General features: G+C 47.3%; 10 protein-coding genes. 2 read left to right on the top strand and 8 right to left on the bottom strand.

The genetic code is table 11. The features are described from left to right. Positions 1 to 217: 217 nt before the first annotated feature. Together AB4Y93_RS17425 and AB4Y93_RS17420 are read right to left on the bottom strand one after the other, a co-directional pair. Positions 218 to 1,780 (bottom strand): response regulator transcription factor, encoded by a 1,563-nt coding sequence (locus AB4Y93_RS17425; protein ID WP_441894126.1) that lies wholly within the window; start codon positions 1,778 to 1,780, stop codon positions 218 to 220. 2 nt (positions 1,781 to 1,782) lie between these two features. Further along, positions 1,783 to 3,573, bottom strand: coding sequence for a cache domain-containing sensor histidine kinase (locus tag AB4Y93_RS17420; RefSeq protein WP_441894125.1), 1,791 nt, complete (start codon positions 3,571 to 3,573; stop codon positions 1,783 to 1,785). Between the two features lie 389 nt (positions 3,574 to 3,962). On the opposite strand from AB4Y93_RS17420, the gene AB4Y93_RS17415 reads away from it, so the two are divergent. Beyond that, positions 3,963 to 6,746, top strand: coding sequence for a carbohydrate binding domain-containing protein (locus tag AB4Y93_RS17415; RefSeq protein WP_441894123.1), 2,784 nt, complete (start codon positions 3,963 to 3,965; stop codon positions 6,744 to 6,746). 73 nt (positions 6,747 to 6,819) lie between these two features. Here AB4Y93_RS17415 and AB4Y93_RS17410 read toward each other — a convergent pair whose 3' ends face one another. Beyond that, positions 6,820 to 7,104: a hypothetical protein gene (locus AB4Y93_RS17410; protein ID WP_441894121.1), complete on the bottom strand. Its 285-nt coding sequence runs from the start codon at positions 7,102 to 7,104 to the stop codon at positions 6,820 to 6,822. Positions 7,105 to 7,264: 160 nt separating this feature from the next. Between AB4Y93_RS17410 and AB4Y93_RS17405 the strand changes: the two genes are divergently transcribed. Further along, on the top strand, positions 7,265 to 7,879 hold the full coding sequence (locus AB4Y93_RS17405; RefSeq protein WP_441894120.1) for a DUF975 family protein: 615 nt from the start codon (positions 7,265 to 7,267) through the stop codon (positions 7,877 to 7,879). A 355-nt stretch (positions 7,880 to 8,234) separates the two neighbouring features. Here the strand turns inward: AB4Y93_RS17405 and AB4Y93_RS17400 are convergent, their stop codons facing one another. The 5 genes from AB4Y93_RS17400 to AB4Y93_RS17380 all read right to left on the bottom strand — a co-directional run bounded on the left by AB4Y93_RS17400 (position 8,235) and on the right by AB4Y93_RS17380 (position 13,135). Continuing rightward, positions 8,235 to 8,510 (bottom strand): DUF4190 domain-containing protein, encoded by a 276-nt coding sequence (locus AB4Y93_RS17400; RefSeq protein ID WP_441894118.1) that lies wholly within the window; start codon positions 8,508 to 8,510, stop codon positions 8,235 to 8,237. Positions 8,511 to 8,629: 119 nt separating this feature from the next. Beyond that, complete coding sequence (locus tag AB4Y93_RS17395; protein ID WP_441894116.1) at positions 8,630 to 9,064, bottom strand: rhodanese-like domain-containing protein; 435 nt, start codon at positions 9,062 to 9,064, stop codon at positions 8,630 to 8,632. 105 nt (positions 9,065 to 9,169) lie between these two features. After that, positions 9,170 to 10,057, bottom strand: a complete 888-nt coding sequence (locus AB4Y93_RS17390) for a LysR family transcriptional regulator (RefSeq protein WP_441894114.1) — start codon at positions 10,055 to 10,057, stop codon at positions 9,170 to 9,172. A 41-nt stretch (positions 10,058 to 10,098) separates the two neighbouring features. Continuing rightward, positions 10,099 to 11,295: a response regulator transcription factor gene (locus AB4Y93_RS17385; protein WP_441894112.1), complete on the bottom strand. Its 1,197-nt coding sequence runs from the start codon at positions 11,293 to 11,295 to the stop codon at positions 10,099 to 10,101. Then, a complete protein-coding gene (locus AB4Y93_RS17380; RefSeq protein WP_441894110.1) occupies positions 11,261 to 13,135 on the bottom strand; it encodes a cache domain-containing sensor histidine kinase in 1,875 nt (624 codons plus the stop codon). Before AB4Y93_RS17380 ends, AB4Y93_RS17385 begins: the two co-directional genes overlap by 35 nt.

The raw sequence follows: 13,135 nt of genomic DNA, 5'->3' as shown, positions 1-13,135 counted from the left end.
GACTAATTTTTTCTGCAAAAAGTACTTCGGAAGCATAAGGTTAAACTTTTCTACGAAAAGTTACTTCGGAAGCATAAACTTAAACTTTTTGCAGACTTTGGCAGCATTGGCCGCCTTTCTGCAAAAAGTACTTCGGAAGCATAAGCTTAAACTTTTTGCAGATACATCGGATGAATAGACTAATTTTTTCTGCAAAAAGTACTTCGGAAGCATAAGCTTATTTATTCCGATACTCCTTCGGCGTTACGCCTACCATCTTCTTAAACACCTTATTGAAATAAATAGAGTCCGGATAACCGACCTGCTCGCCTACCTCATACACCTTCAGGTCCAGCCGCTTCTTCAGAAGCTCCTTCGCCTTCATCATCCGAAGCTGCAGCACGTATTGCGTAATGGTCTGCCCCATCTCCTGTTTGAATAACGTACTGAGATAGCTTGGATTAAGGAATACCTTCTCCGACAGCTCGGTCAGCTCCACATCCTTATCATAGTCCTGCTGAATAAGCTGCTTAACTGTCTCTATGACTCGGTTCCCGCCCTCTTTGCGTACAGATGCCAGCCGGTACAACGACAGCTCAAGCAGATGCAGAATCCGCTCCTTCAGCTCGGCAAAGCTGAAAAAGTCCGCAACCGACTGGTACACTCCAATACCCGGCGGAGTCAGCTTCACAAGCTCATCCAGCAGTCCATCAACCTTCTGCACAGCCGTATAGAGCAAATTAGCCATGAATTGAACAATATCTGCATATGGTGGTTTTACCCGTTCAATCTCCACGAACAGATCATGAACAGCCACTCCGATCCCGTCGACATCCAGCCGTTCTAAGGCCTTCGTAAATTCCCCTTCCATTAGTCCTGTGAAAAAGGCAGGGTCTACCGAAGCATTCGCCCCCTCTTTTACCGTCACAATTGCAAATGGCTCACGCTTGTAAATACCCGCATAGGATAATGCCAGTGCTTCGTTATAGGCTGTTGCTGCCGCTGCGCTCCCCTTATAACTGCTGCTAATTCCAATCACAAACTTCCCTTTGGCAGCAAACTGCAGTTCATTAATAAGGCGAAGTGCTGTTTTATGGGCTAATCTTCCGGTATCCTCTTCCTTCTGGCAGGGAATTAGCAAAGCAACAATCTGCGCTTCCATTACTGCACACTCTAGACCAGCAGCTGCCATCGTTCTTCCCCATTCCAGCAGCTGCTCCTTCATCCCTTGACTGGATGCACGGATGATCAGCACCGCATAAGACTGTTCCAGCACAGTGGACATGGAAAAGCCACCTGCCTGATTAGCAAGCAGGGCTTCAAAATCACCGCCAAGCAGCTTGCGCAGCTGCTGCTCTTTTAACAACAGATCGCTAATTTGAGCCTTTTTGCTCAGCAGCTCTTCCTTCTCTTTTTCCTGCTTGGCAGCCTTCAGCTCCTCATGAATGTGCGACAAGTTGGCGAGCAGTTCTTCCTTATCGACTGGCTTGATCAAATAATCCTTCACTCCATATTGCAAAGCTGTCCGCGCATAATCGAAATCATTGTAGCCGCTTAAGATCAGACATCTTGTATCCGGCAGACGGCGTCTAAGCTCCTCTATAAACTGCAGCCCATCCATATAGGGCATTTTAATATCGGTAATCACCACATCCGGCGCCAGACGATCCAGCTCCTGAGAAGCCTCGAAACCATTCGAGAAGCTGCCCACGACAAGGTAATCATCATTTAACTTGGAAATAATCTTCTCCAGTCCACGGCGAATCAAATCTTCGTCATCAATAATCATAATGCTAAGCATCGCTAGTCACCTTGCCTTCTAGGTAGTTTTAAATAGACGGTTGTGCCATCTCCCCACTTGCTCTCAATCTCAAGGCCATACATTTCCCCATAATGCAGCTTGATTCGTTCATTCACATTGCGCAGCCCTACCCCTGTCTTCGAGCCTCCTGAATCCCGAGTGCCGTTCATCGATTGACGAAGCAAATCTAATGTCACGCCGTCCATGCCTGCTCCTTCATCCTTAATAGAAAAGATAATAAGCTGTTCCTTCATCTCAGCTGATAAGCGGATCGATACCTCATTTGGCTTACCCTCCACGCCGTGGATAATTGCATTCTCTACAATCGGCTGGAAAGTCAGCTTCATAACAGGGAAATTCAGCAGCTCCTGCGGAATTTCGAAAGTCATATTGAAACGGTTGTTGAACCGGTAGCGCAATAGTTGAAGATAACGCTCGAGATGCTGCATTTCCTCCTTCAGCTCCACCGTCTCACGCCCGCGATTAATGCTGTAACGGAGCAGCTTGCCAAGCGTAAAGGTCATCTCGGCTACTTCCTCATCATCATTGATCTCAGCCGTCATGCGGATCGTTTCGAGCGTATTGTATATAAAATGAGGATTGATCTGGCTTTGCAGCGCCTCCAGATCTGCTTCCTTCTTACGTGACTGAATCACGTAGATTTCCGAGATGAGCTCCTTCATCCGCCTCAGCATGCGGTTAAACTCCATGCCAAGAATACCGACCTCATCCTTTTGCTTCACATCAAAACTGACGTCCATGTTGCCGCCGCGCACACTGCGCATCAAATCCGTCATTTGGCGGAGATTTCTCGTCATCATAAACGACAACACAACCGAGACAAGCAGGGCGAAGCCAATAATCCCAATCGTTGTCGTAAGCGTCACATTCCGCGTCAGCTGGGCATCATGATGCAGATAATTAACGGGGATAAACGCAAATATTTTCCATCCGGTATCCTTCGAGACGGAGTAGCTGCAAATATAGGAAATATGGTCGACCACAATATTAAAGCTGCCTTGATCGCCAACAGCCTTCTCTACAACCTCATTACCCATAATATTGCTGGCCGTCAAAATGTGGTCGCTGTCATAAGCAACATTATTCTCGCCGTCGATAATGAGCGTCTTCCCATTCGTTACCGTGTTAAGCTCCTGTACAACATTTTCAATAATGCTAATATCTGCATCAACCGCCACAAATCCGATATTCTCCAGCGTGCCGATATCCCGGATACTGCGCAGCACCGTGAACAAATATTGGGGAGAACCATTCGCACGTACAACCCGCTGCGTTGGAATGATGACCGGATCACCGTTTCCTTCAATGGCCAGCTCCTTCCATTTCTCATACTGACTCATCATATCCTCTCGAATGGCATCGCTCTTGATCCGATAAAACACATTGCTAAAATTATCGTAGATATAGGCCGAATACAGATCCTTCCTCATGCTATCTAGTAATCCAATATAGAAGTCCATCTGGCGCTGCTTCTCAAGCGTCATTTCCTGATGGCTCAGATATTGCTGCATCGAGACCGAATAGAGAGGGATTTTGCTGACGGTCATCATATCTTCCAGATGGTTATCGAGATTGGTCTGCATATTGCTGATTAACTCGGTGACGTAGTTTTTTGTGTTCTTATTAATAGATTGAATATAGTTCTGATAGGAAATAAATCCCGTTGCCGAGATCGGAATGATGATAAGCACCACAAATACGATAATCAGCTTCTTCTGCATCGTCATACTGCTGATCCCAGTAAAATGGAAAAAGCCTCGTCTCTTTTTCATTTGTGCCGGCCCCTATTCATTTCTAATATGTAAGCGTTTACTGTGATTCTGACATAGAGCTGAACAACCTGGCAACCTTTTCTTCCTGTAAGTCGCATAGGCCTAAACAGAATGCAAGAAACCTAAAAATTAGCCAATAGTCAGGAGACAAATATGGCGTTAGATTAATAGCACGCGGCATGCGTATTTGTGATGGAGAGGAGGTAAAGCGCTTACATTTTCTAGGAGATGGCGTGTGCCGGTACTGTTTACGAAGTAAGAATTGCTAGAAACGGCATATAGCATGCCGTTAAGAATCACAATTCTAAGTCCATGCTTTCGAAGTAAGAATCATCACAATTGGCCCGACTAGGCCAATTGGGTGACAATTCTTTTTAGGAGGTAATAATGTGATCACAACCAAATTCCGTACGCTCTCTTACTCACTTGCTATACTGCTCACTTTTATGTCTTTACTAGCCGTTGTTGGCCCTCCGGCCAAAAAAGCTTCTGCAGCCGTATCCGGTTTTGTTACCCGTTCCGGCAGCCAGCTTATGCTGAACGGCCAGCCCTTCCGCTACAGCGGACCTAACCTCTATTGGATCGGACTTGATGAGAACCCTACCGATTTCCCGACTCCATTCCGTGTAAATAATGCGTTCCAAACGGCAAAAGAAATGGGCGCAACTGTCGTTCGCTCCCATGCCGCCAATTCCTTTGGTTGCGCCAAATGTATTATGCCAACGCTTAATACATACAACGAGGAAGCGTTCCAGAAGCTTGATTATGCGATTAAGGCAGCTGGAGATAACGGGCTGCGCCTCGTCCTGCCGCTTGTTGACCAATACGATTACTACCACGGCGGCAAAAAATCATGGACCCGCTGGTTTGGTTATCCGGATGACGGCATCAGCTATACGGGCTACGAGTTCTATTACAAGCCGGAAATTATCAGTGCCTTCAAACAGCATCTGAACGTCCTGCTTAACCGCACGAATACCCTCACAGGCATTAAGTACAAAGACGATCCGACGATTATGGCTTGGGAGACCGGCAACGAGCTGGGCTGGTACGATAACCCGACGGCCATGAAGAACTGGACGCAGGATATAGCCGACTATCTGAAAAGCATCGACAGCAACCATCTCGTCGTAGACGGGACTTATGGCGTGAAGGATGCTCATCTCTCCATTAACAGCGTGGATATTTACAGCGACCACTTCTACCAATGGCCAGCTGTAGGCGCATGCTGCAAAGGCTTGTCTGTTACGCAGCTCAACACGCAAGCAGACAAAGTGCAGGCCGCAGGCAAAGCGATGATTGTTGGCGAATTCGCCTGGAATCTCGAGACTTACGGCTCCCTTGCTAACTTCCTGTCTGCAATCGAAGCACATCCGGCGATTGCCGGCAGCGCTTACTGGGCTCTTTTTGGACAAAATGATGATTACGGCTACAAAGTGCATAACGACGGCTTCACGATCTACTATCCAGGCACAACAACCGATATGCGCGCAAAAGCCCAACAGCTTCGCAATCACGCTTATGCAATGCGCGGAATAGCCGTTCCTGCCGCAGGCGTGCCAGGCGATCCACTTATTACCGGACATCAGGCAAATGGCGGCAAGGTGCAGCTCAAATGGAGAGGTGTAGCTGCAGCAGACAAATATACGGTTGAGCGTGCAACGGCTGGTGCAAGCGGACCATGGACCGTCGTATGTAATCAATGTGCAACAGATAATGACACACCATGGACCGATTCAACTTCTGTCACCGGTACAGCCTACTGGTATAGAGTTAAAGCCCATAATCTTGCTGGAGTTGCCGGAGCATACTCTCCTGTCTATGCAACCGGCGGAACGGCACTGCCTGCTCCGGGTGCTTTTACACTGACTACTCCTGCAAGTGGAGCTGCCAATCAAAGTGTGCTGCCGACTTTTGCATGGAATGCTTCAAGCAATGCAACAAGCTATACCCTTGTAGTAGCCGATAACAGCTCTTATACGAGCCCGATTATTAACGCCAGCGGACTGACCTCTACCTCCTACACACCAGGATCTTCCTTGGCCTATAACAAGACGTATTATTGGAAAGTAACCGCGGTGAACGGAACCGGTTCTACGACGGCATCAAATGCCGGACTTACCTTCACAACTGCGGCCCAAGTAACCTCTCTTACAGTTGACTCGTTCGAATCTTATGCTTCGGACAGCGCGCTGCAAAGTGCCTATGTCCGCAACACGGACGGCGGAGCATTAACGGTCACTCGGGATACCACGAATAAAAATGGCGGCACCTACGGTATGAAGTTCAACTATACAATTGCGGCTTCCCCTGCCAACTTTGCAGGTGCAACCAAACAGCTTGGCACAACGGACTGGTCCGGTACGACAGGCTTATCGCTCTGGCTGAAGCCGGACGGCTCGAACCGTACCCTCACTATTCAGTTCAAAGAAACAAGCGGCGAGTTGTGGGAAACCTATTACACCCTCTCCGGAACAACAGCAAGTGTCATAGATCTACCGTTCACCTCCTTTAACCATCCGAGCTGGTACAGCGGCGGCAACGGTGTGAAGGACCTGAATACGATTAAGGAATATAGCATCTACGTCAATCAAGGCTCCGGTGCGACCGGCAGCAGCAGCATCTACTTCGACTCCGTGACAGCGGGACAAGTAGGCGGCGGCACACAGCCTCCAAGCGATGCAATTGACAGCTTTGACAGCTATGCCTCTAATAGTGCACTGCAGTCTGCCTACCCATTCAACTCTTCAGGCAGTGCAATTACGCCAACACTTGATACAACGGTGAAAAGTGATGGTACAAACAGCATGAAGCTGAGCTACAGCATCACTACCGCAGCCAATTATGCCGGTGTGATTCATTCACTCTCCGCGAATTGGACGGGTAAAACCGGGATCTCGCTATGGGTGAAGCCTGACGGCTCGAACCGTACGCTTACTGTACAGTTCAAAGAAGCCAGCGGCGAACCGTGGGAGACCACTTATGTGTTGTCCGGCACAACGGCAACAACGATCCAGGTTCCTTTCAACAGCTTCGCCCGTCCAAGCTGGTACAGCGGCGGCAACAGCATACGGGATCTTGGTTCCATTGCAGAGATCAACTTCTATGTGAATCAGGGATCAGGCAGCACGGGCAGCAGTACGATTAATATTGATGCGGTAAAAACGTATTAAGCCTATTTAATAGCAAAAGCCCCCTCAAGTCGGCTAGGCACCGATTTGAAGGGGCTTTTCTCTTTTCTAACTACTAGGACAAGTACGCGTATAGAACCAGCGTCCCGATGCTGCCTATCCATAACCCAGGTACGCAGTTCGTTATAATAGCCGCTCTCTTATGGCGTTTATGAATGCACCAGGCGACGATCGAGCTAGCAATCATGAAGATGGGATAGACTCCAATTGCGAGTACAAATAAGACACTCCCTACACTAAAACCACTGTCAAATGCAAAAAACGATACCCCAAACGTGAACAACCATGGAATTAGCGCAAGTACATAAATGATCTGACTGATGACTAAATACTTCTTCATTCTTTTCCCCCTGTTATCTATATGACATTAATTATTCGAGGAAATGAATAAATATCCTTTAGCTTGTACAGCAGGAATGTTCATTCCGGTACCCTCGTATATTTAGATGCTAACGAACAACAATCTTTGTGTGAACATTCTGTTTAGGAGGTACATATCCATGAATGCATCTTACTCGGAACTAAGGGCCAGAGCTCGAGACAGCTTGAGGGGCAATTGGGGAAAAGCAATCGGAGGCTTTGTGCTGTCCCTGCTGCTCGCTGCTGTCGTTGGCCTGCTCAACTACTTGATCCCGATTGTCGGTAATCTGATTGGCATCCTAGTCAGCGGCTCCATCTCTTTAGGAATGATCAGCTTCTTCTTAGGCATTGCGAGAAAAGAAAACCCGCCTGTATCGGAAGTATTTAGCGGCTTCTCCCTTATTATCAAAGCGTTCTGTCTGTACTTTATGATTGGTTTATTCACTTTCTTATGGACGTTACTGTTCATCATCCCAGGTATCATTGCGGCTTTCCGTTACTCCCAGGCTTATTTTCTTCTTCGAGACAATCCAGACATCGGCATCATGGAGGCCATTACCGAAAGCAAACGGCTGATGATCGGTCATAAATGGCGGTACTTCGTGCTTCAGCTCACGTTTATCGGCTGGGCCATCCTAGCTTCCATCACTTGCGGCATCGGCTATCTGTGGCTGGCTCCATACATTAGCGTAACGCAAGCTCACTTCTATGATGATCTGATTGGCCGTGCACCGGCTATAGATAATATTAATTAGGAGTTATAACTCCAGCTGCCTCCGCTTTCCCGGTTACCAGTTGCTGCACACCTCAACACCAGACTGGATTTCGTACAACATAATCTAACTTTAATGCCGGACAGCTTGGTCTACATTGGATTACTTACAGTAAAATCTATTCTTTTCGGCGAAAACAGCCAAGTTTGCGAAATTTTACTGGATAGAATCCACTCTAGCTTCAGATTGCCGCTTGATCCACTAATTTCGCTGGATAAAATGCAACATAGAGCTTGATGTTTATGATTAAAAAAAACGTCCTCTCCTGACGGCGCTTGCCGTAAGAGAGGACATTTTTTTGTACAGTCAGTCCCTGACGTAAACCCGGAACTTACTTTTAAGAAAAAGTAAAAGTTATGATTACTAAAAGGAACAATAGAAGTATTCCGTAGCCAATCGTTCCTACAATTCCACAGACTAAACCTGCGGTGGCAAAGCCGCGCCCTTGTTCTCCTGTTTGATTTATTTCATTCTTTGCTTTCCTAGCGAACACAATCGCAATGATCCCTAGAATAAATCCCAAATACGGCACTACAAGAGCCAAAATACCAAGTACTAGGGCAACAATCGATTTATCGTTAGTCTTGTTCGCTCGAAATGGACTTCCCTGCATTCTATCACCACCACGTTCCATTTTATTCTATATTATATGATTACTAACTCTTCTGGAAGACTAACGAAAAAAGGGCCAGATCCCCTATTAAGGAATCTGACCTCTCGTCTCATCTATTTTTACCCGACCATCGGTGCGGTCTCGACATGTGTACCTTCGACTTCATTGCCCTCTTTGCGCCAGTACTCGATGCCTCCAAGCATCTCTTTTACTTTAAAGCCTAAGCCGGAGAGGCGAGCTGCGCCTTTGGTACCGCCGTTGCAGGCAGGACTCCAGCAGTAAACAACGATGAGCTGATCCTTCGAGAAGGCTGTCGTTGTATCCGCGCTGATCTGGTTCGATGGAAGGTTGATCGCTCCAGGAACATGGCATTCCGCATAAGCTTTTGCACTACGTACATCAATCAGCAGGAAATCGTTCAGACCATGCTTCATATCATAATAAACATCCGCTACATCGGTCTCTACCGAGAGCTTGTTCATGTAATGGCGGTGTGCAGCTTCCGGTGATGCCGCAGGAGTTTCAAGAACGAGAGAATAAGGTCTGTTTGTCATAATCATTGCCTCCAGTTAGGGGATTCAGCCAATTCCTTGGCTTGTTGAAAACAATATAACATGATCCCTTCTAACGGAGTTATCGATCATTATTGATGCGATACTTCAATTATTTTGATGATTGCCCTCGCCAATCAAATCAACGAAACCTATGAATGCTTTCGACTGCCATTTCTTCTTCGAATAAACAAGCTGCGTATAAAAATGGCATTCCGGGTGGTTAAAAGGTACCGCAATCAATTTCTGCTTCTGAATATCATCAGCTACAGCAATACGGGGCAGCAAAGCAACGCCAAGTCCATACACCACACATTGCTTGATCGCTTCCAGATTGCCGAACTCATAAGAGGGTTTAAAATCGATCTCGCTATGTCGCAGTACTTTGAGCAGCATTGCCCGGTACGAGCAGCCATCCTCGGTCAGAATAAGGGGTTCACCTGCCAAATCCTCCACTTGAATCTCACTTAGCTGTGAGAACTTATGCTCTGTATTCGCAATAATGACAAGCTCTTCTTCCCGCAAAACCTGCGTATGAAGCTCAGGATCTGCAAATGGCGGGTCCAAAATAATCCCCACGTCCAGCGTTCCTTCTTTCACTGACTCAATAATAAACGGCTCATTAGCCGGCTGGATCATGATGCTGATGTCCGGATATTGCTGGCGGTAAGTCTGTAAGTACGGTGGTAAATAATAAGCAGCCAGCGTCTCAATCGTACCGATCGAGAGTGTCCCTTTAGACTGCTTGGAGACAACTTCCTTGGACTCTTCATGCAGCCGAATGACTTCCTTCGCATAAGGAAGCAGTGCTTCGCCGGCGATTGTCAGTCTCATACTTCTGCCAAACCGCTCGAAGAGCACAGCCCCATACGATTCCTCAAGACGCTGAATCTGGGTAGTAATACTGGACTGCGCATAACCGAGATTCTCGGCAGCACGAGTGAAGCTCCCCCATTTGGCAACTTCACAGAAGGTTCTCAAATAGGTAAGCTCCATCTCCGGCACCTCTTCTTCTGATATTCCTAGTCTCTTATAGCTTATAGCACATGCTTGCGATATTGGTTCGGGGGCAGCCCCGTTACTTTCTTAAACGCTGTGCTGAAATAATGCTGCGATTCATATCCTGTCTTCTCAGCAATTTCATGAATAGCAAGCTCTGTTTCATTAAGCAATCGAATGGCCTCTTTCATTCGAGCGGTTGTCAGCATACTGATGAAGGAAGCTCCCATCTCCTGTTTAAAGATCCGGCTCAAGTAAACGGATGACACATTCAGCTCATTGGCGATGCCTTCAAGGGAAAGATTCTGATCCTCATAACGATCAGCGATAATCTCCTTCGTCCGACGAACGAACGGACTCAGACGGGTTTCCCGATTGACGCAGGCTCTCGCTTCCGTATACAGCGTTGGCACATCTCCTGCTGCATTTGGCTGATAACTAGCTACAATCTCAATCTTCAAATAAGCCGCAACATCTGCTTCAATCTGCTTGAAGACGGCGTCCTGCGGTTTGCCCCAGATAAGAACAACAATTAACCCTACTTTATCTCGGAAATGGACGAAAGTAAACGGTTGGAGATGCTCCTCCATTATATTCTCGATGGCAAACAGCAGCAGCTGCCGATCCTTCTCGGAGAAAAAAGCTTTCCCTTTCGACTGCTCAGGCCACCTGAGAACCCCCACATAATCCGGTGCTTCGGCAGGCATCCGCAGGAAGGATAGCTGCTCCACAATTTCCTCAGCTCCAAGCTCACCCTTAATCCATTCCAGGCAAAATCTTTCTCTTAGCAGTGAAAAGTTCTTATCTATCTGCTTGGAAGCCATCTGCAGAAGCTCTGCATTAACCGTTGTCTCCTCCAGCTTCTGAACGACCTTCGCGAGAACTTCAGTCAGCATCTCCGGATTAACCGGCTTTAGGATATAGTCATCGACCTCCAGCTTAATCGCCTCATAAGCATAGCTGAATTCATCATGGCCGGTAATGATAATAATCTTACACTTTGGAAGCTGCTCGCGGAGATGACTGATTAAAGTCAGCCCGTTCATAATCGGCATGCTTAAATCTACTAACAGAATCTGTGCTTGCTTCTCCACAGCAAGCTCCAACGCTTCCTCACCGTCTTCTGCTTCGCCAACAACCTCCAGATGAAGGTCCTCCCAAGAGATAGAGCTTCGAATTCCTTCCCGGATAATCGACTCATCATCCGCGATTAGTACCTTCCATTTGCGTGTCATGTGCGCTTTGCCCCTTCCGAATAATAGGATGCTTGATCGTCACAGTTGTTCCGCTTTTCTCTACACTGCCAATCGTGATGCCATACGTCTCGCCATAGCTTAACCGGATCCGTTCCTGAACGTTTCTGAGCCCATAACTGGTTGCTTGGTTAGGAGAACGATCGGCTGCCGCACGCTGAGTGACATTCGTATCGGATATATCCGGCACCGCTTCAAGAACGTCACGTAACGCCGAAAGACGTGTCTCTGTCATACCAACCCCGTCATCTTGAATGATTAATTCCAGCATCTCTTCACTAATAACAGCCTTTATTGCAATCATCCCCGGGCCACGGCGTTCCTTAATGCCATGATAAATGGCATTCTCGACAAGCGGCTGAAGGATCAGCTTGAGTACAAACAGATCATCACAGCTTCCATCCACTTCGATCTGGTAGTTCAGCTTATCTTTATATCTTGTCTGCTGAATTTTGAGGTAGCTCTGTATATGCTCGATTTCATCCGTGAGCGGGATGATTTCCTGCCCTTTGCTGAGCCCGATGCGGAACAGCTTGGACAAAGCCTCCACCATCTCCGTTGCTTCCTTCGCACCATCTTTACGGGCAAGCCATTGAATGGTATCAAGCGTGTTATATAAAAAATGCGGCTGAATATGGGCTTGAAGGCTGCGCAACTCCGCCTCCCGTTTGAGGCGCTGCTCCGACCATACCTGCGAGATGAGACGAGTCATCTGCGACAGCATTTTATTAAAGCTGCGGCCTAGTAAACCAATCTCATCCTCCCGTTCCTCTGGAATCCGAATGCTCATATTGCCCTCTTCTACTTTGCGCATGAAGGAGGCAAGCTGCGAGATTGGCCGGGAAATCGAATGGGACAGATAGTACGACGCCGCAATCCCCAGCATGCACACAATAAACACAAACGTGACCAAATATAAATTAATGTCCTTAATCTCCTGGACGCTGTCCTGTACCGCGAAGACACCTACCGTTGTCCAGTTCGTGAATGAGGATTTCTGATATATAAATTGCAGCTTCTGGTTCCCTACCGTCTGAGCGAACATCCCCGAAGGCTGTTGATCGAGCAGCGCAACATCAAGGCTCCCGATCTTGGAGTTTCGGGGGGCGTAGATACTTTCGCCTTTATCATTAATGACCATCAGATAACCAGATTTCCCAAGCCTCACATCACGGACTGTTTCCGCAATCACCCTCAGCTTAAGATCAATCAGCACAACCCCTAACGTCTTTTGCGTATCGGGATCCTGAATGGCCCGAACGACAGAGACGACCTCACTGTCTTTATAATTAGAATGTGTTGTGACATTGCGATTAGATGGATGACCGATAATTTTGAATATCCCCTTCGCTCCAACCGCTTCCTGATACCAGGTCTCTTTAGTCAAGCTCTCATTTGTCCGCGCATACATCTCGTTGCTGAAATAATCCCCGTTTGGCCGCACGACAATAATGCCTGCAACCTCCGAGTATAACGTTGTAAAGCTTTGCAGAAATTTGGACATGCGATATTCTTCACGATCATCATCAATGGCTGCCTCGCCTTCATTCAAGAAAGCCTGAATTTCAGGATTCATCGCTATGAAGTAGGAGATGTTCTGGATATTACCTGCGTAATAGTCCAAAGACTTATTGACGTTGTCGATCAGCTGCATCGTGTGGCCATTCACCTGCTTCTCCACAATGCCGTTAACGATCCACCCCATTAACAATCCAATGACCAGCGACGGAAGAATACTAATGAGCAGAAAATGCAAAATGAGCTTGTAACGAATCGACCAGTTGTTCAGCTGGAAGCTCTTCTGAAGTTGTTTGAATTCCAT

The sequence above is a fragment of the Paenibacillus sp. YAF4_2 genome, from assembly GCF_052113225.1.
GTDB lineage: Bacteria > Bacillota > Bacilli > Paenibacillales > Paenibacillaceae > Pristimantibacillus.
The sequence above is the reverse complement of the archived record's forward strand: the minus strand, read 5'-3'. Positions and strand labels throughout refer to the sequence as shown.